Raw genomic sequence first — 17,723 nt, 5'->3', positions numbered from 1 at the left:
GGAGTAAAGTAATATGGACTTAGGTATAAAGAAAATAGTAGACGAAATAAAAGAGGTTTATCCAAACCTTGACGATAGCCAAGTAATAGAGCTTGCAAAAGCGGAGGTGTTGCATATGATTTATATGTATGGCTTAGATGTAAGGTTAAACGAGGGCGAAAATGTACCGCTTGATATAAGGGGTAAATTGGACTTGTGGAACAGTAACTAAAGAGGTGCATATATTGGAACATATAAAAGATATATTACCGAGTGCGATACAACAACTTACAAAGAATAAAGTTGAATATTACAAACGTCAAGCCAATCACTATGCAAAGCTATACATAAAGAACGGTAACTTTGCAAGTGAATATAAACGAGATTATTTTAATAATTTGTTTACGGCTGATGAGGCGGTTATAATCGTAAAGCTTGCGGATGTGTATATCGCTTATGCTGAAAAACTCATTGACAAGCAAGAGGGCAAAAGGCGGCAACAAGAGATATTGCAACGATTTGCGGCGGTATATAAAAATAATGAGTAATGCGAAATACTCGGAAATACTCGGAATTTACTGCGATTTGTGATTTATAAAAACCTGATAAAACTTGACATTTCCGCCGCTATAATAATTTTATCATATGGGAGGCGGAATATCAATGAGTAATGAAGAACTTGTTAAGCGTATAAAGCAAGGCGAAAAAGGTTTGATGTCCGAATTGTATCAGAATTGCAGGAGTTTTATAATAGCGATTATAAAGCATATCGGAATCGAGCAACCGGAAGATTTTGAGGACGCAATGCAAGACTCTTATTTTGGACTTTATGAGGCGGTAAAAAGATTTGATGAAAGTAAAGGGTATAAATTCCTTACATACGCAAAATATCACATTCAAACGGCAATACAACGAGGTAAACTTAAATGCTCGGACTTGCCCGAATATGTTTACAGTCAAAGGCGGCAAATACTGCGTAAGCGTTCGGAGCTTATGCAATCACTCGGAAGATACCCGACATACACAGAATTAGCCTTAAATATGAGTATGGACGTTAAGACGGTAAATTATATATTAAACGTCGCAAAGCCGATAAAGTCAATTTATGAGGACGTGAAAGGGGTTGATAATTTAACGGTAGGGGATACCATAGCGGATAATAGAATTGATTTTGAAAATGATATTGCCGCCGCTGATGAAAGACGATATATAAGCCAAGTAGTCGGCGAGGCTATAAATGAACTGCCGGAAGAAGAAAAAGAAGTTATAAGAATGTCATACCTTGAGGGGTTGCCATATACGGCAATAGCACAAAAGGTTGATAAATCTGTTGAGTGGGTGCGACAGTTGAAAAGAAAGGGGTTAAGAAAACTCCGACACCCGAGAATATCAAGACGGTTGCTTGATGAAGATATTGACCGCCGCACATTGTTTTATAACCATAGGGGAGTAAGTGCATTCAATACAACTTGGACAAGCTCCACAGAACAAACGGTTTTACAGCGTGAATACTTGAAAAAGCAACTTGAAAACAGCAAAAGCGGCGGATAAGTAAAAAAGTAAGCTGTTTTAAAACGGTTTACCGACAAAATGATAAAAATAGGAGGACTTATACAAATGGGACAGATAACATTTATGCGATTGCACGACAGATATACAGACAGTTTTGAAACAGGCGAGGTGCTGAACAACGCATATAATATCAAGGAAACAAGGATATTGAACGATACAGGAAGTATTGAGTTTGACTATCCATACGACGAAAAGGCGCGTCTAATCAGTCAAAATATGTTGGTTAGTGTAAACGGTCATATATACGAAATCAGCCGAACAACGCGAATACAAACGGTACAGACACATTGCACGTTTACGGTACACCGCATTTCGTATATGAGGCACAGAAAGCATTTATACCGACAATCGGCGACAATATCGGTAAAAGTTCAAGATATGTTCTAAAACAAGCGATTGATATTATATCAGAATTTAAAAAGTATGTCGGGGAAAGGTGCATTTTTCACATTATGACAGAGGCAGAGCTTACCGCCAAAGGAATGAAGTGGGTAGCAGATGACAAACTGTTAATTGATTTTTTCTCTACCGACAAAACGAATTTGTGGGACGTTATAAAAACGATAATAGAAAATTTGGGGCGTGGCGAAATATATCACGAAACAGGCATTGACAGCAGTAACAACGTTGTATGTAACATAGCCATTGTTGAACGTATCGGCACAGATAACGGCGTCAGACTGCGTTTAGAAAAGAATATGCGAAGCATATCAATAGAACGCAACGTAAGCGATATGATAACGCGTTTATGGGCGTTCGGAAGTGACGATTTAACGGTCAGCAGTGTAAACGGCGGCAAAGCATATATAGACAGTCCAAACATTGAAAAATACGGAGTACAAGAGGGGTACAAAGATTACAGCGACTATACGTCAGCGGAAAAGCTGTTGAGAAATGCTAAATGGGAGTTTGACGAGGACAACGAAGATAGAATAGATGCACCGCAGTTGACAATCAGCGGTAAATTGATTGACCTATCCAAATTAGCTGAATACGGTGCGGCGGAAAAGTTGGAAATAGGCGATACGGTACACGTATTTGATATTGACGGAACGGAATATGTGCAGAGGGTAATTGAGTATCAGGCATATCCGTTGGAGCCGAAAGAGAGCAATATATCAATCGGGCATATCAGACGTGATTTTTTTATCGAACTATGGCAGACGTCAGAAAAAGCAAAGAAATTTGCAAAGTGGCAGACGGCGAATAACAGCGTAAACATTCGCAAAGTACAAGGAACGGTGAACACAGACCGAAACGAAGTGCAGAGCGACAATGAGCTGTTGAAGATTGTCGGCGATTTGCTGACGATAAAGGACAGTCAAAGAGATAGAATACATATCGGTAATGATGAAGTTGACAATAAAAAACAATTTGTATTTCTGTTATATGACGTTGACGGAAACCCTGTAATATTTTTTGATGAAAAGGGTAACGGAATTTTCAGCGGTACAATAAGAGGTGCAAAGATTGAATCAGATACCGACATCAATGTAAATAAAGACGCAAGTGTAGGACAGTATTTAAGAGTTGGATATATCAGCTCATATGTGAACGACGAGGGCAAGACGATATATAAATGGTCTGATGAAAGCGGTATATTATTAAGCGGATATACAAGCATTAAGACTACAAACGGCGGTAATAACCTTGCAATCGGGGCAATGTCATCAATAGAATTAAATGCGACAAAGGTTATGCAGAACGGCAACCGTCTATTGAATACCGATGATTTAAAAGATATTATGGAAGAAATCAGACAACTAAAGGCAAAAATATCAGAGTTGGAAAATTAAAAAAACAAAGACCTGTACACAAGAATAGTACAGGTCTTTGTATTATCTCAAACTATTTATAGTGGGTATAACAGTTGAAACATAATAATCATATGGAATTAGGGAGTTAGTGTCTTCGGGGTGCGGTACATTTTCAAGAATGGCTTTGCCGTCATCACGGGTGCTATCATAAAATACAACAGATGTAAATTTGTATTGACCTAACCCGATATCTTCAAGCATTTCTTCAATATTTTCTTTGCGAACATACTGCACACCGTCAATTACTTCGATTGCCACTTCGGGTAACGGCGATAAGTCGGAAGTGGTTGACGGCTTTGCAGTCGGTGTTGGTGTTGGTTCTGCGGCGGTATCTGTATCAATCGTAATAGTGTTGTCACTGAAACCAACATTGAAACCGCCGACAGCGTCGGCAACGTCACGTAATTTGAAATATGTATTATCGTTGATGTTATAACCCTCAATCGCTGTTTCCGTACCGTTTACGGCAACAGGAAACGGGTTAGCCGTTACGACATATTCTACGGCGAAACCTGTCGCGGTCGCACAGATTATACCGCCTGTTATAAAACCTAATATAAATTTGTTTTTCATAGCTTGTAGCCTCCTTTTTTCTTTCAGTATATACCCTTAAAATGAAAAATGCAAGCGGCGGAAAATTGATTTTTGTTAAGTTTTGTTAAGGTGTTCGCGCACGCACACGCGCGCTATAATTGAAAGAAATTTAAAAACAGCAAAAATATATTAACAACTGTTATATCAAACGCTTACCGAATGGTAGGCACTTTATTTCGTTAAGCTGTATGCGTGCGAGTGTTCCAACGCTTTATAACATCCGATAGAACATCAAGCCAATCGTGAAATTTTTTTGTTATCATATCTTGACCGGTAACGGCTATAACAGTACAAGAGCGGCAATGTTCGCACTGTACTTTTACACAAGGGCTACCGTATGAACTAAGCGGAATTAAACGAGCCTTGCCGCCGCAAAAAGGACAAGCGTGTAATTTTTTGTGCTTGAATTGTTCGGTAACGGTTTCTTTATTTTTTGTTTCGTATTTAACGGTAAGAATATCATTTTCATCTTTAGAGCTTATAAAAGCAAAGAAATTATTTCGGTTCATTATTAAATCCTCCTAATAATATTGACTTTATAGAGGAAATGCACTATAATTTATTTGTGTGATAAACTTGTGTGTATTTCCTCTTCTGGTGGTAATGCACTTGCCTTGTATGAGTTGGTAGCTTATACAAGGCTTTTCTTTTATGATAATTGCAAGGTTATTACCGCCCCGTAATTCATAAAACGGGTGTAATGCCCTCTAACCTCTTTAAAGGTGGTTTTAAGCTTAATTCCTTTATCGGCTATTGCTGATATGACATAAGCTAAATTCTTTGGAATATAGCCTATTTTGTACGGCATAGAATTGTTTACACTTATCATAACCGCTACTGCGTTGTTATCGTGTAAATTCGCCTTGTCACGTTCAAGCCATACTCTTACTTGCTTTGGTTTGTAGTGTGTGAATATTCTGTGTAATGCCTTTTGTCTGTTTCCTTTTGTTACTCCGGCAATCTTGCTTTCAATGGTGTTGCCTTTTATCAGCTCCCAAGCCTTTTTAAATGCGGCGGAAAGTGTTAAGCCCATTTTCTTCAATCTGTTTGCTATTATGCAGATACGGCTCTTTATTTTCTTATCATACTTCATTGTGGTTTACTCCTTTCGTTTTTTTGTGTAGTCAACCTTGACTACGGTTATATTATACTATGTACATAGTAATAAATCAATATGCAATATGTATAAAATATGTACATAGTTTTTGTATAATGTAACTATGTACACAGTATTCAAAGTATGTTATAATAATCTTAGATTAAAGATTATATTTAATCTCCTGTAGTGTCGGGGGTGACTTGGGCGGTTGTTCTGACTTACGGGGAAAGGAACAAAATATAATGAGTGAAAGCACTTTGGTATTAATCATTTTGTTTTTGCTTGTATATGTGATAAAAAAATAAGCCGCCCACTTCTGCCAAAGTGAACGGCTTAGGGTAGAAATTCTTCTACATCTAAAAAATTCATATTAACAGAATGACCGTTAAGTCACTCCTTTATCTACTTGTATTTTATCAAAAAATATATGTATTGTCAAGGGGTGATAATATGACAGATAAAAAAAGTAAATCACAGTATGATATAGAATACGCCAAGAAAAAGCTAAAAAGAATACCTTTAGATGTCACAAAAGAAAAATATCAAGAAATAAAAACCGCCGCCGAAAATGCAAGTGAAAGTGTAAACGGCTATATAAAAAAATCGATAGAAAATAGAATGATGTCAGATAAAAATATAAAAAAATAACCGCCTACTCTGCACAGTAGACGGTTAAATTTATTTTAACAACTTGCAGAAATAACTGTTGTTATTCCTCTTGCTTACATTCTATTATAAAAATATCGGAATGTCAAGGGGGTTTTTGTATTATGCCTATAAAATATAAAATTGATATTTTAGCGGGGTTAAAAGAAAAGGGTTATTCAACATATCGCATAAGAAAAAATAAATTGATGGGTGAGGCTACTGTTCAAAAACTACGAAATAAAGAGCCTGTTTCGTGGGAAAATATATCTACTATTTGTAAATTACTTGAATGTCAACCGGGCGATATAATGGAATATGTTGAAGATGAAACTGAATAACAACGGTGCAGATGTATAATTAAAATACCACTGTACACAGTATTTAAAGTGTGTTATAATAAAATTGCAGTTAAGATATTAATTGTAGGTGATAAAGAAATTTATGTGACCTTGATATATTGGAACGGTGGCGGCTGTTCCGCCCTTTATAATGATTTTAGGAGGTGTAAACTGTACTAAAACATATAAGGGGGTGTTAAAGTGAATGATTTGATAAATACAGTGTTAGGCATAATAAACTTACTTATTTGCATAGCATTGATTGATAAACTAATTGAATTATTTAAAAACATAAAAAAATAAGCCGCCCTGTCTACCAAACTAAGCGGCTTATTTAAAGCTTATTAGAGCGGAACAGTTAAAACCGTTCCTTTTATATCTAAACTATACCACATATCAACAACAAAGTCAAGTAGAAAATAGGTGATAATATGGCAGTTTCAAAGGCTCAACAAAAGGCAGTAGCTAAATATAATTCCAAAGCATATGATGAAATTAAGGTGCGTGTTTTTAAAGGCTCTAAAGAGGTTATAAGCAATTATGCCGCCTCACAAGGCAAATCTACAAACAAGTTAATAAATGAGCTTTTAGAGGACGAAATACCACAATTAAAAGTATTGAAAGAAAATAGAACAGAATAAAAGCCGCTTTATGCGGCGGAATGCTTAACATATCCGCCGCCGTAAGCGGTTTTTTTATATATCGGAAGCATAGGCAAATTTATTAAAAGGTTAAATACGCACTCCGAAAATGAAAAAGGCTTTTATAAAAGAAGTGAACGGCTGAAAAGTCTGTATTTATGCCGATATAGCGGTAAATATACTTATGATTTTTATAAGGAACGCAAGGAGTTTTCGGAGCGGAAATGTTAATATAATTGTCATATCTTTTCATATTCATTCTTAAAGTGTCCTAACTTACAATATTGAGTTGACAAAAATCAAAAAAGTTGGTATAATATAAATACAACAAAGATATACTTAAATATAGCCTGTGATATAATAGCTTTTTCAAGGAGTTTTTTATTGAGGCTCTTAGTGGTTCTCACTTAGCCAATTCTTGAATAGGAGGGATAACCTCCGAAAGAAAAAGTGATAACAGCATATTGCGCCCCAAGATATTTGGGGCGTTTTTGTTTAGGAGATACAAATGGATTTATTAAATGAATGTATAAACAAATATAAAACTTATGCGGGGTATAACTATACTTTATTTTTGGATTGTGGTATTAATTTTACGGTGGGATTTCAGAAAAAACACTTTTATCATTTGTTAGGACTGCATAAATTGACTGATATAGTACAGCTTAAAAAAACACAATACAATAACGCTAATTCAATTTATCGAAATATTATAAAAGGGAAAATAACCTTTGATGATATTATTAAAAGTTCTCATTATGAGGATATAAGAAAAAGGTTGGAGTATTTTCCGGATATTGATAATGTTATGAATTCAAAAATTATAATAGATTTTGATTATAGAAAAGTACCGCAGACAACGCTTTTAACGCAATATATGTTGTTTAAAGACTACGGAGAAGATATAGCACATTTAGGCTTTGCGTATGACAGAAACGGTAAAGATATATATTATCCTGAAACGTTTATAGTGCAAGATAATGATTATTACATAAGAAATCAAGAAACGTATAACATTGTAGATGTTAAAATAGAAAAATATAGATGATATTGTATATAAAAATTCTGTCCGCTATTTGTCCGCTACACATATAAAAACAGCGGACAAAGTACGGTAAAGTATAAAAAGTAATAGTTATGAAAATGGCTTTGTTATGCGGTTTTGGGGTATGGTGTGAAAGCGTGAGTAAAATATAATATACTACTCATAACCCGAAGGTCGCTGGTTCAAGTCCAGTCTCCGCAACCATACCGAGTGTCCTTATTGGACTTGAACCAATAAGGACATTCTTTTTTTGTGTTCATACGAGAGTGTGAGAAAAAGTCTGTAAAAAATAATCCTTCTATGATAGAATATAAATAAATCATAGGAGGAATTTTTTTATGGCAAGACGTAGACGAGAAAGAATGAGTGAAGGAAAGAAGAATATCATTGCCGGATTGATTCAGGAATACAACATCAAGACAGCAGAAGATATTCAAGAGGCACTAAAGGATCTGTTAGGCGGTACTATTCAGGAAATGATGGAAGCTGAACTGGATGAACATTTAGGCTATGACGAATATGAACGCAGTGACAATCCGGATTATCGAAATGGAGTAAAACACAAAAAACTTCGTAGTTCTTATGGCGAGATACCTATTGATGTTCCACAAGACCGTGACGGTGATTTTGAACCGCAGATAGTCCCTAAACGAAAGAAGGACATATCAGCAATAGAACAAAAAATCATTGCTATGTCTGCAAAGGGCATGACAACAAGACAAATTTCTGATATTGTGGAAGATATATATGGTTTTGAGGTAAGCGAAAGTATGGTAACCGCAGTTACAAATAAAATATTACCTCAAATAGAAGAATGGCAACAACGCCCTTTATCAGCTGTGTATCCGATAGTTTTCATTGATGCAATCCACTTTTCGGTTCGTGATGAGCATATAGTGAAAAAGATAGCTGCATACATAATTCTTGGTGTAAATGACGAGGGTAAGAAGGAAGTTTTAAGCATAACCATTGGCGAAAATGAGAGTGCGAAATATTGGCTGGGAGTTTTAAATGAACTCAAAAATCGTGGTGTTAGAGATATATTAATATTATGTGCAGACGGTTTATCAGGGATAAAGGAATCAATAGCAGCAGCCTATCCAAATACGGAGTATCAGCGTTGCATTGTCCATCAAGTGCGCAATACATTGAAATATGTAGCGGAAAAAGACAAAAAAGCATTTGCAAATGATTTAAAGAGTATATACCATGCACCGAACGAAGAAAGCGGATACGAACGTATGCAGAGTGTCACAAAAAAATGGCAAGAAAAGTATCCTAATGCGATGAGAAGATGGGAAGAAAATTGGGATGTTTTATCACCGATGTTCAAATTTTCAGCAGAAGTCAGAAAAGTTATGTATACAACAAATGCAATAGAAAGCCTTAATAGCGTACTTCGTCGATTGAATAGCCAAAGGAGCGTATTTCCGAGCGATACAGCCCTTTTAAAGGCACTGTATTTGGCAACCTTTGAAGCAACAAAGAAGTGGACAATGCCACTTAGAAATTGGGGCAGAGTTTACGGAGAACTGTCAATTATGTATGATGGACGACTTGTTTAGCATATATTTTTATATTTATATAGTGTAAAAAATACGGTCTTTTACAAGACCGCTCTTGACGCGGAAGAAAATCCGTGCTATATTACAAAAAGGCAGATAAGCTGAATTTTGCTTATCTGCCAAAATAAAACTAAGTATTTTATCATAGAAAAATTAAATTTACAGAAATAATCTCACACACTCGTTCATTACGGCAAGCGCAGCATACTGAACATTTACGCCCTGACGTGTATGTACTGATACGTTATTTTCAGGTAATTTACTTAAATCAGGTATTTCAATAGCTCCGATACAGTTATAATGAATTTTAAGCCGCTGTACCTTTTTACCGTCTATTTTTTCAGCCTGATATACTTCTATCTTGTCAATCAATTCGTTTAACATTCTCGGTGTCAGTTTCCTTGCCCTTGTATATTTACGAACAGAAGATAAAAACATATCGCTTGTAACAGCTCTATTCTGTTCATTATCAAGCTCCGCTTGAAGTTCATTGATTTTTACTTCATTTTCTTTTTGTTCTGTTTCATATTTTACAGACAATTTTGAAAATCTGTCGTCGCTTATGCGTCCAAGAGTGTTATCCTCATAAATTTTTTCAAAAAGTAAGTCAAGCTCTTTATCACGCGCAAGCAAGGAGTTAAGTTCCTTTTGTTTGGAGCGTCGTTCCTGCTCTGCCGTTTTAATCGAATTTCCCATAACAATTTTAGCAAATTCATTTTCATATAGAGTGGCAAATTTCATTAAGCGTTTGATTTCACCGAGTACAACCTGCTCTAAAAAATCAGTACGGATATAATGTGTTGAGGTACATATTTTTCTGCTGCCCCTGTTATATCCCATACAATTAAAATAGGTTATATCGTGATTAGCCTGATTGAAATGATAACCGAGTTTGCTTCCGCAGTCCGCGCATACCAGCAATCCCGAAAACATATTCTTATCTTCGCCTGTTACTGGCTTTTTGCGTGTTCGTCTGCTTCGGCGTTCCTGTATCTTTTCCCAAACGGTACGGTCTATAATTGGTTCGTGAATATCTTTAAATATCGCCCAATTCTCTTTGTCATTCTCATAACGCTTTTTATTTTTGTATGACTTAGAATAGGTTTTAAAGTTTATCACATCACCGCAATACTCCTGTTTGGAAAGTATATTGATAATTGTTGAGTGGTGCCATTTATAAGGATATTCCTGAGAGCTTTTCAAGCCCGGACGGCTTATCCCTTTACTATACCAATAGTTTACAGGAGTAAGGATTTTTTCTTCCTCCAGCCTGCAAGCGATTTGGTCTGTACCTAAACCGCCAAGCGCCATATCATAAATATGTTTGACTACCTTTGCGGCTTCTTCATCAACAATCCAATTCTTTCCGTCAGGATTTCTGATATATCCATACGGGGGAAGTCCGAGCGGTTCGCCCGCATTACCCTTTATCTTGTTACTGATACGGCGTTTTTTTGAAATATCGCGCGCATACCATTCATTAAAAAGATTTTTTATTGGCGCAAGCTCATTTTCGCCCTCTTGTGTATCTATATTATCAGAAACAGCAACAAGCCGTATATCATATTCAGGGAAAAATTCTTCCGTAAGTCTGCCGACCTCAATATAATTACGTCCCAATCTTGAAAGGTCTTTTACAAAGACGGCTGAAATTTTATTGTTTTCTATCGCTTCAATCATAGCTTTATATCCGGGACGTTCCATTGTAACGCCCGAAATACCGTCGTCGCAAAATATCAATAAATTTGTATAGCCTTTTTCCTTTGCAATTTTGGTTAGTAATTTCTTTTGGTTGCCTATACTGTAACTATCGCCCTCTAAGTTATCATCACGGCTTAAACGAACATATAAAGCCGCTGTCATTTCTTTTTGTTTGTTATTTGACCGCTTCATTATTTCCTCCTTTCAGACAGTCAAATAAACAGTATTACATTTATATTATACCGCGCTTTTAACCGTCTGTCAGCCTGTTTTAAAAATTTTATTCGCTTGATGTCATAAGCCGTAATAAAACAGAGCCTAATGTTTCGAAAGATTTCTCTTTGAATATCGGTTGTACAACAAATGAGGTTCCATTGACTTGATATGTAATTTCAGCGTCAAGGGATTTTTTATTACAAATATTTTTGTGTTCTAAGTTTTGAGTAGTGTCATTCATAAATAGTGAACCTCCATAAATATTTTATGTTAAATCCACCTACCGAGAGTAATAACCCAATCACTCAAACAATCATCAAACTACTGATAGCTAATCAGTATCACGGGAATTTCACCCCTGCACGGTTCTCGTCCAGCCACCCAATGCAGTGACGCGTTCAAGGCGGGAGTATCATTATACTTTTCGTCAATCGTGGCCGTATCGGTTGCAAGCCGATAGTTATTGACGGTCTTATCGCTAAAATGTAAAACGTCCGTACTCGGCATACTGTTTGTATGGTAGAAGCTGTTACATTCATTACGGCGAGCCGCCGGCTCCTGCTCGGAAAGAAAGTATTTGATGATTGGATTATTCAGTTGTCAAAGAACAAAGGGGATTTTAGCCCATATAAGCGCATTAGAGATATAATGCGTTTATATCGGATAAATCGTGTACTTTACGGAGTGCTTAAAGCACCCCGCACTATTTTAAGACAAGATTTTAAATTTTTTTATAATACTATAAATTAGTTTATTTTCAAGTCTTGAACGCATATCATCATCTACATACATATATTCATTATTATTTTCATCACGGGCAACCCTCGTAGACAAACGAATTATGTAATTTCTATAATGAGCAAGTATGTAATCAATGGCTTCTATGTCTTCATTTATTGCTTTTTCGATTATTGAAAAAGGAATGTCTGATAAAGTTTTTTTCACTTAATGCCCTCCGTACTGATAATTGCCTTTAATCGTTTTAATGCGCGTATGCGCGCCCGAAAAACAATCCAATAGCTTAAATCAAGCTGTTTTGCTATTTCTATATCAGGCATATTTGCAAAGTATGATAGTAAAACAATATCTCTTAAATCACAAGGAAGTTTGTTTATAGCTTCTGCCAACATATTGTTAGATACTATGATACGAGTATCACATACATTGAAAACATTATCGGTTACAAAATAGCAATCAAATGTATATAATTCTGCCTGTTCCTTGTCACTTAGGAAACTAAAATCCATTTCCAAATCTGCATAGTGTTTATATTCAGCTCTTATATTGTTTGCTTCATTTTTTAGGACGCTGCAACAAAAGGAACAAAATTGTTTTGATATGCGCTGCTTGTCCTGTTCTGAAAATTCTCTCATAGTTTTAACTCCTAACACCGAAAACTGATTTTTTATCCCTCATATGGGGAACAAATAATTAGATAAATTTCTGCTTGTTTTCAGAAAAAACATTTAATAAAAATTCTCTGTATTTTAGCAAAAAGTTTGTAAGAAAAATCAAGCATATCGGGCGGAGGTCTTATAAAAAAACATATCATTTTATTTTATTTATCGAAACAAAAAGATATAATTCATACACTTTTGATATAATAAAACAAAAAAACGATTTATAATATTGAATGAACGATTTTTCGTAAAGATACCCAAAAAAATTTTGATATATATTTAGCATTGCCGTATAAAAAGAAAAAAGCATAATACTATCTGTCATAAATACACATAATATTACGCTTTCTATATTATTTAGTCTTAAACGGTCATTTTTCGCATTAGAAACTAAAAAAGCCGAACCTATCAAACAAATTTTTTTGACAAGTCCGACTTTTTATTAGTCCCTATAATCCTATAATAGCGCATAAATTTTTGACAATCCACACATTGTGGCTGTACGCTGTTCACTCCTTATTACAAAAACATTATAAAAGTAACCATATTGTACCATATTATATTGATTTTGTAAATAAGTTATTCTGTATAAGAAAAATATTGATGTTTTATCCTTAAAGTATTTTAAAGTCCAGAAACAAAATTACTTATAGTGTATGTATCTCTATCTTTATGAACTAATATATAACAAGCTCCTTTGTTATTCCCATTATTATTACTTGCGTTAGGAGTAAACTCCACATTATCGAAAGTGCAATTAAAAATCAATGTATCAGTAGACCAATCTGAACTTTCTTCTATATACTCAATTCCCGATAATGTGGCTGATTTCATACCATATACACCATTAGAAATATCATATTGAGAAAATGGCTCGCTAAGAACTTTTTTCATTTCAGTATAATTATTTTCTGCAAAATCATCAAAAAATGTTTTAATTACATCTTGAGCTTTCATAACTTCTTGATAGGAAAATGGTTGGCAGATTTCAACGGTTTTTGTTTCGTCATTCCAATCCACACGTTTTCCAAAGGCCTGTGAAATAGCTCTAATAGGGACATATGTTGTACCCTCATATATGAATGGTTCAACAATATTTCCGTCCGTATCTTTCGGAATGCACTCTTGTCCGAAAACTGATATTTTAATGTTATTATACGCAATCTCTATTGTGTCATTTATCTGTTTTGCATATATTGTGCCCGTCGATATAACTATACCAATTATTAAACCTAAAATTACCTTTTTCATAGTAAAACATTCCTTTCTCTTAACTTATCTTGTTATTATTGTTCATATGCAGCGTCATAAAAAATGTTTATAGTATCTCTGTCGCTTGTAGCGGTACAGCTTGCATTATCTCTGTCGTATGTCAGTAAATAATTTGTGGTAGATGAATTATTACCTGCGAAGCTGTACGCTGTACCTTTCCATAAAGATTGCTTATAAATTTTATTTTCACTCCAGATTACATTTTTTAAATATGCGCCGCATTTTATATCGCCTGCCGTCTGCGTTCCCGTACTATCGTAAATATCGGGAACTAATGACGTACCTGTCATAAGACAGATGTTAGGCGCTGATGTGTTAAATCTGTAATCGTCCACATATCCCTCTTGCGCTACTCCCGTTATTACATTCTGCACCTGACAATATACCGTTCCGTCGCCGTATGTATAGTATAAATATATATCATGCTTCGGTCTGTATTCGCCGTTTACTAATGTTGACTGCACAATGGGGGAACTGTAAAAGGTTTTCATTCCGGCTGATGATGTGGTATTGCTGTTATTATTGTTTCGGCTTGCTATCAGATACCAGCCACCGTTATTTGCAGGCGCACCTATCAAGCCTATGTCACAAGCAATCGCACCTGATGAATGATTACTGTTAGAGGACATATAGATATATGCGTTTGTAGGTGTATCGCTGTCAAATTTCAATTTTGCCTGAGAAAGCAGAACTTTTGAGGACATTGACTTGTAGCCGTCATAGCTTATTGACTTTTTATAAACATATGCGCCTGTATTACCCTCTAACGCCCACACTTCCGGCGCTCTTATCGCTGATGAATAAGAATGAGAATACGGCTGAGGCTCGCTTCTGCCGCTTGTATTGCTGCCGTAAACGCCGTCTGCTCTTACGGAATGGGAATATAAAGCATAAGAAGTCCAATCCTTAACCTCTGCGGCTGTTGTTGCCGTTCCGTAGAAATTGCCGAATTGAAACAAATAAAATTTACTTGTATTGTATGGCTCGTACTTAAATACCACCGTTCCGTCATTAGACTGCGCCACATACCAATTTGTTTTTCTGTTCTTTGACAGGTATTGAATAGCATAGAACGGTTCATTTGCTGTCAAATTATCCTGTTTTATACCGTTAGCGTTATAAACATAAAACTTTGTTGATGATGTGGTTGTCGATTGGCGGCTGCCTGCGTCCGTGTACGGAACAGGATTATATTCTGCGCCCTGACTGTCCGCTAAGACAATATCCATAGGAGGCTCAACATTTTTGTTGTATTCCTGTTTTGCGTCATTCACTGTTTCAGGAATATTATCGTCAACAATAATTGAACCCGAACGGCTAAGGCTGTTTTTCATAACTCTGTCGCGTTGGATTTCAGATTGAAAAGTGGGTATGCCTGTTTCTGAAAAATCAATCTGCAATGCCGAATATTCGTCTTTGGTTTTGTTATGGAACAGTAAAACAACAAGGTTTCCATTTTCATAGTCAACATTATTAAAAGTCATTGTCAAAACATTGTTATTATCAAATGACATATCGGCATTGTCAAAATTGACAATGCTGAATTCGTCGTTGTCGTTCCACTCCTAATTGATTTCTGACGCTGCTATTTCCGTTTTCCACGCATTGCTTGACGGAATGGCAATACTGAGTGGCGTATTGTCATTTAGATAGTCTAATGGTTCATATATTCCATTACGCTGTTCAGCAAGAACTATGGTAGAGTTTAACAATATAAATATCAATGAATAAATAATAAGTATTTTTGTTGCTTTCATCAAAATCAAATAATCCTTTCTATAAAATTTAGAGAACATATATTTAATTAAAATGGAGTATGCTCTTTACAAGCATACTCCATAAACTGTTGTATTATTTTGAAATAGTATATGCGTAATATGAGGCATTACCTGCGGTGTAGTATGTGCTTACTCTAAAGTAATAATCCCCGTCACTTCCTGTACCATCAAGTGTACCCTCGCTGCTCTTAGGGACATCTTCAGCTACTGCCAAGCAAACATTTTTTGAATTGTATAATGCTACATTGTATTTAGGACCGCCTTCCCATATTGAAAGTCCAAATTTTACAATGCTATTGCCGTCAGCAGAGAAAGAGTTTGTCTTATTTCCTACTCCTGTTTGGATATTAGGAATATAAACTCTTCCGCTCGCATTAGCTAATGCGATTTCCGGCTCTTCTTTTTCTGCAAAATCAAGCGATATATTAGGGTCATAAATCGTGATTTTTATTCCGTCTTCGGTACGATAGGTTACTGGGTTATCCGCTGATGCAGCTTTTGTGTCCACTTCAGAACGCATAGGAATGTTTGCCGCAAATGCCGAAATGCTCATAGCCGATACTGCCATAATAGCAGCCAAACCCATTGTAATAATCTTTCTCAATTTCATAATAAATCGTCCTTTCTTGTCATAACGCCAATTCGCCTGCTTTCATAAAACAAGCTCTTATACATCACTTGACAAATCAAAGGAATTTGTATATACTGAGGTAATAAGAGAGGTACTCTATTTATCTTTAATCAGGCTTGCGTGCGTAGATTTAAGATTGAGGGTATCTCTTGTTTTATGTCTAACATAAAATCAGCATTATATTTGTTTTTTTTGTTTTTGAAACTTTGCATTATCCATACAGAAAATCCATAAGACCGTCCTATGCCGATACGCGTATCATTTTGCCGGCTTGATATATGCTTTTCTGCAACATCAAAATATCGGGTTTGCCCCTATGTGATAAGCTCACTAAACTAACATTGAGAAATAGCATTTATCGCGCATATTCAGATTTTACAAACTGTCCGTATCAGACAATGCACCGTTTCGTATGTACTCAATCCCTGTTTATAAATCATAAACAATTTACCATATATCCCATAGGTATATTGTGATTGGTTGTGAGGGGATATATAATAAGCTGTTTTGCTTATATCTGCATTATACGGCAGGAAAATTTTGATGTCAATAGCTTTTGCCTAAGCGGTCGTATATTTGCCCCAGCGGTTAAAATTTGACAAAAAATTACCCTTATCCTTTTTTGGATAAGGGTAATTCTTAATTGTGTTTTCGTACAGTTAAATACATTTTACCGGCTATAACAAACACAGCAACACTTATAATACTAAGCGATATGATTTTAGATAATATAAGCTGACGAAAGACTATGGCTGTTACACTCCAGCATACCGCACTTATGATTATTAAAATTCTCGCCGTTATTCCGAATATCCGCTGTTCTTTTTCGTCAAGCGGCTTGTTCGCCGCTTCAACAGGTGAAAGAATAGAAAGTATTATCAGCGCTGTTAAGGTAAGCAAGCCCCATACGGTCATACTGTACGGAACATACCTTACAACTGCCAATACAACCGGACACATAATGCAAGATGATAAATAACATTTCAGCGATGTTGAGAAATGATACCCTCCGCAATATTTACGCAAGATTTTATATACGAGCCAGAATAAAATACATTCCCATATCATACCCATAGCAAGTCCTATAATTATCATAGTAATATCTGTAATCAATATATTTAAGATAATTTCAAGGGCATATACATATTCGTCATATTGTTCCTGTTTTATGTAGTTATTGAGGATTGCATACATAATTGCTTTCTCTGAAATTTTATGTATCATAGCTTAAAACTTTCTGTACTTTTTTATGCTGTTCGGCGGCGTCGGCTGACCGTTTACAATACAGCAGGTTGAGTTTGTGTGAAAAAGAAGAAATGCAGGTACAATAACAGGCAATGCCTTGATTGCAAATGACGCTCCTTTTTGACACAACTTTTTTACTCTACTTAATAGCATAGTAAATTCCTCCTTCTCTTTTGATGAAA

General features: G+C 35.7%; 23 protein-coding genes. 10 read left to right on the top strand and 13 right to left on the bottom strand.

Features of this window, described 5'->3' with window-relative positions; translation table 11 throughout:
• Positions 1-13: 13 nt before the first annotated feature.
• The 5 genes from ACSAMO_RS05580 to ACSAMO_RS05560 all read left to right on the top strand — a co-directional run bounded on the left by ACSAMO_RS05580 (position 14) and on the right by ACSAMO_RS05560 (position 3,347).
• Positions 14-211, top strand: coding sequence for a hypothetical protein (locus tag ACSAMO_RS05580; protein ID WP_499210010.1), 198 nt, complete (start codon positions 14-16; stop codon positions 209-211).
• A gap of 13 nt (positions 212-224) precedes the next feature.
• Positions 225-527, top strand: coding sequence for a hypothetical protein (locus tag ACSAMO_RS05575; RefSeq protein WP_117967132.1), 303 nt, complete (start codon positions 225-227; stop codon positions 525-527).
• 115 nt (positions 528-642) lie between these two features.
• On the top strand, positions 643-1,530 hold the full coding sequence (locus ACSAMO_RS05570) for a sigma-70 family RNA polymerase sigma factor (protein ID WP_499210009.1): 888 nt from the start codon (positions 643-645) through the stop codon (positions 1,528-1,530).
• A 66-nt stretch (positions 1,531-1,596) separates the two neighbouring features.
• Complete coding sequence (locus tag ACSAMO_RS05565) at positions 1,597-1,938, top strand: hypothetical protein (protein WP_499210008.1); 342 nt, start codon at positions 1,597-1,599, stop codon at positions 1,936-1,938.
• On the top strand, positions 1,839-3,347 hold the full coding sequence (locus ACSAMO_RS05560) for a phage tail spike protein (RefSeq protein WP_499210007.1): 1,509 nt from the start codon (positions 1,839-1,841) through the stop codon (positions 3,345-3,347). The genes ACSAMO_RS05565 and ACSAMO_RS05560 overlap by 100 nt, the downstream gene beginning before the upstream one ends.
• A 42-nt stretch (positions 3,348-3,389) precedes the next feature.
• Here ACSAMO_RS05560 and ACSAMO_RS05555 read toward each other — a convergent pair whose 3' ends face one another.
• The 3 genes from ACSAMO_RS05555 to ACSAMO_RS05545 form a co-directional block, all read right to left on the bottom strand.
• Positions 3,390-3,941, bottom strand: a complete 552-nt coding sequence (locus tag ACSAMO_RS05555; protein ID WP_499210006.1) for a hypothetical protein — start codon at positions 3,939-3,941, stop codon at positions 3,390-3,392.
• Positions 3,942-4,141: 200 nt separating this feature from the next.
• A complete protein-coding gene (locus ACSAMO_RS05550; protein ID WP_117967116.1) occupies positions 4,142-4,471 on the bottom strand; it encodes a Lar family restriction alleviation protein in 330 nt (109 codons plus the stop codon).
• Positions 4,472-4,611: 140 nt separating this feature from the next.
• Entirely contained in the window at positions 4,612-5,055 is a 444-nt protein-coding gene (locus ACSAMO_RS05545; RefSeq protein ID WP_499210005.1) for an HIRAN domain-containing protein, read from the bottom strand.
• Positions 5,056-5,511: 456 nt separating this feature from the next.
• Here ACSAMO_RS05545 and ACSAMO_RS05540 point away from each other — a divergent pair, with 456 nt between their 5' ends.
• The 5 genes from ACSAMO_RS05540 (at position 5,512) to ACSAMO_RS05520 (ending at position 9,298) form a co-directional block, all read left to right on the top strand.
• On the top strand, positions 5,512-5,709 hold the full coding sequence (locus ACSAMO_RS05540; RefSeq protein WP_499210004.1) for a hypothetical protein: 198 nt from the start codon (positions 5,512-5,514) through the stop codon (positions 5,707-5,709).
• 122 nt (positions 5,710-5,831) lie between these two features.
• Positions 5,832-6,047: a helix-turn-helix domain-containing protein gene (locus tag ACSAMO_RS05535; protein WP_117967111.1), complete on the top strand. Its 216-nt coding sequence runs from the start codon at positions 5,832-5,834 to the stop codon at positions 6,045-6,047.
• Positions 6,048-6,478: 431 nt separating this feature from the next.
• Positions 6,479-6,688, top strand: coding sequence for a RepB family protein (locus tag ACSAMO_RS05530; RefSeq protein ID WP_499210003.1), 210 nt, complete (start codon positions 6,479-6,481; stop codon positions 6,686-6,688).
• 508 nt (positions 6,689-7,196) lie between these two features.
• On the top strand, positions 7,197-7,736 hold the full coding sequence (locus ACSAMO_RS05525) for a PBECR4 domain-containing protein (protein WP_176815499.1): 540 nt from the start codon (positions 7,197-7,199) through the stop codon (positions 7,734-7,736).
• 335 nt (positions 7,737-8,071) lie between these two features.
• Positions 8,072-9,298 (top strand): IS256 family transposase, encoded by a 1,227-nt coding sequence (locus ACSAMO_RS05520; protein ID WP_412578855.1) that lies wholly within the window; start codon positions 8,072-8,074, stop codon positions 9,296-9,298.
• 159 nt (positions 9,299-9,457) lie between these two features.
• Here ACSAMO_RS05520 and ACSAMO_RS05515 read toward each other — a convergent pair whose 3' ends face one another.
• From ACSAMO_RS05515 to ACSAMO_RS05470, 10 genes are all read right to left on the bottom strand, one after another.
• Positions 9,458-11,191, bottom strand: coding sequence for a recombinase family protein (locus tag ACSAMO_RS05515; protein ID WP_499210002.1), 1,734 nt, complete (start codon positions 11,189-11,191; stop codon positions 9,458-9,460).
• A gap of 88 nt (positions 11,192-11,279) precedes the next feature.
• Complete coding sequence (locus ACSAMO_RS05510) at positions 11,280-11,456, bottom strand: hypothetical protein (RefSeq protein WP_022230691.1); 177 nt, start codon at positions 11,454-11,456, stop codon at positions 11,280-11,282.
• 467 nt (positions 11,457-11,923) lie between these two features.
• Positions 11,924-12,160 (bottom strand): helix-turn-helix domain-containing protein, encoded by a 237-nt coding sequence (locus ACSAMO_RS05505; RefSeq protein ID WP_499210001.1) that lies wholly within the window; start codon positions 12,158-12,160, stop codon positions 11,924-11,926.
• Positions 12,157-12,588 carry a sigma factor-like helix-turn-helix DNA-binding protein gene (locus ACSAMO_RS05500; protein ID WP_499210000.1) on the bottom strand — a complete coding sequence of 144 codons (432 nt, stop codon included), beginning with the start codon at positions 12,586-12,588 and terminating at the stop codon, positions 12,157-12,159. The genes ACSAMO_RS05505 and ACSAMO_RS05500 overlap by 4 nt, the downstream gene beginning before the upstream one ends.
• 651 nt (positions 12,589-13,239) lie before the next feature.
• Positions 13,240-13,866 carry a copper amine oxidase N-terminal domain-containing protein gene (locus ACSAMO_RS05495; protein ID WP_022230688.1) on the bottom strand — a complete coding sequence of 209 codons (627 nt, stop codon included), beginning with the start codon at positions 13,864-13,866 and terminating at the stop codon, positions 13,240-13,242.
• 35 nt (positions 13,867-13,901) lie between these two features.
• Positions 13,902-15,401, bottom strand: coding sequence for a hypothetical protein (locus ACSAMO_RS05490; protein ID WP_337869183.1), 1,500 nt, complete (start codon positions 15,399-15,401; stop codon positions 13,902-13,904).
• Positions 15,402-15,452: 51 nt separating this feature from the next.
• The gene (locus tag ACSAMO_RS05485) at positions 15,453-15,647 is read right to left on the bottom strand and encodes a hypothetical protein (protein ID WP_499209999.1); all 195 of its coding nucleotides are present in this window, start codon (positions 15,645-15,647) and stop codon (positions 15,453-15,455) included.
• A 91-nt stretch (positions 15,648-15,738) separates the two neighbouring features.
• On the bottom strand, positions 15,739-16,275 hold the full coding sequence (locus tag ACSAMO_RS05480; protein ID WP_022230686.1) for a hypothetical protein: 537 nt from the start codon (positions 16,273-16,275) through the stop codon (positions 15,739-15,741).
• Between the two features lie 660 nt (positions 16,276-16,935).
• Complete coding sequence (locus tag ACSAMO_RS05475) at positions 16,936-17,520, bottom strand: accessory gene regulator ArgB-like protein (protein ID WP_118446990.1); 585 nt, start codon at positions 17,518-17,520, stop codon at positions 16,936-16,938.
• A gap of 3 nt (positions 17,521-17,523) precedes the next feature.
• Positions 17,524-17,694, bottom strand: a complete 171-nt coding sequence (locus ACSAMO_RS05470) for a hypothetical protein (RefSeq protein ID WP_022230684.1) — start codon at positions 17,692-17,694, stop codon at positions 17,524-17,526.
• Positions 17,695-17,723: the final 29 nt, after the last annotated feature.

It is taken from the genome of Ructibacterium sp. SJQ-7 (assembly GCF_054696575.1).
This window is presented reverse-complemented; position numbering and strand designations above follow the sequence as displayed.

What these genes read in the sequence shown, in the direction of transcription:
- ACSAMO_RS05535 (WP_117967111.1), top strand. Translation starts at nt 5,832, where the DNA reads ATGCCTATAAAATATAAAATTGATATTTTAGCGGGGTTAAAAGAAAAG.
- ACSAMO_RS05475 (WP_118446990.1), bottom strand. Translation starts at nt 17,520, where the DNA reads ATGATACATAAAATTTCAGAGAAAGCAATTATGTATGCAATCCTCAAT.
- ACSAMO_RS05500 (WP_499210000.1), bottom strand. Translation starts at nt 12,588, where the DNA reads ATGAGAGAATTTTCAGAACAGGACAAGCAGCGCATATCAAAACAATTT.
- ACSAMO_RS05530 (WP_499210003.1), top strand. Translation starts at nt 6,479, where the DNA reads ATGGCAGTTTCAAAGGCTCAACAAAAGGCAGTAGCTAAATATAATTCC.
- ACSAMO_RS05480 (WP_022230686.1), bottom strand. Translation starts at nt 16,275, where the DNA reads ATGAAATTGAGAAAGATTATTACAATGGGTTTGGCTGCTATTATGGCA.
- ACSAMO_RS05550 (WP_117967116.1), bottom strand. Translation starts at nt 4,471, where the DNA reads ATGAACCGAAATAATTTCTTTGCTTTTATAAGCTCTAAAGATGAAAAT.
- ACSAMO_RS05520 (WP_412578855.1), top strand. Translation starts at nt 8,072, where the DNA reads ATGGCAAGACGTAGACGAGAAAGAATGAGTGAAGGAAAGAAGAATATC.
- ACSAMO_RS05495 (WP_022230688.1), bottom strand. Translation starts at nt 13,866, where the DNA reads ATGAAAAAGGTAATTTTAGGTTTAATAATTGGTATAGTTATATCGACG.
- ACSAMO_RS05525 (WP_176815499.1), top strand. Translation starts at nt 7,197, where the DNA reads ATGGATTTATTAAATGAATGTATAAACAAATATAAAACTTATGCGGGG.
- ACSAMO_RS05580 (WP_499210010.1), top strand. Translation starts at nt 14, where the DNA reads ATGGACTTAGGTATAAAGAAAATAGTAGACGAAATAAAAGAGGTTTAT.
- ACSAMO_RS05490 (WP_337869183.1), bottom strand. Translation starts at nt 15,401, where the DNA reads ATGTCATTTGATAATAACAATGTTTTGACAATGACTTTTAATAATGTT.
- ACSAMO_RS05545 (WP_499210005.1), bottom strand. Translation starts at nt 5,055, where the DNA reads ATGAAGTATGATAAGAAAATAAAGAGCCGTATCTGCATAATAGCAAAC.
- ACSAMO_RS05570 (WP_499210009.1), top strand. Translation starts at nt 643, where the DNA reads ATGAGTAATGAAGAACTTGTTAAGCGTATAAAGCAAGGCGAAAAAGGT.
- ACSAMO_RS05555 (WP_499210006.1), bottom strand. Translation starts at nt 3,941, where the DNA reads ATGAAAAACAAATTTATATTAGGTTTTATAACAGGCGGTATAATCTGT.
- ACSAMO_RS05510 (WP_022230691.1), bottom strand. Translation starts at nt 11,456, where the DNA reads ATGAATGACACTACTCAAAACTTAGAACACAAAAATATTTGTAATAAA.
- ACSAMO_RS05565 (WP_499210008.1), top strand. Translation starts at nt 1,597, where the DNA reads ATGGGACAGATAACATTTATGCGATTGCACGACAGATATACAGACAGT.
- ACSAMO_RS05470 (WP_022230684.1), bottom strand. Translation starts at nt 17,694, where the DNA reads ATGCTATTAAGTAGAGTAAAAAAGTTGTGTCAAAAAGGAGCGTCATTT.
- ACSAMO_RS05515 (WP_499210002.1), bottom strand. Translation starts at nt 11,191, where the DNA reads ATGAAGCGGTCAAATAACAAACAAAAAGAAATGACAGCGGCTTTATAT.
- ACSAMO_RS05540 (WP_499210004.1), top strand. Translation starts at nt 5,512, where the DNA reads ATGACAGATAAAAAAAGTAAATCACAGTATGATATAGAATACGCCAAG.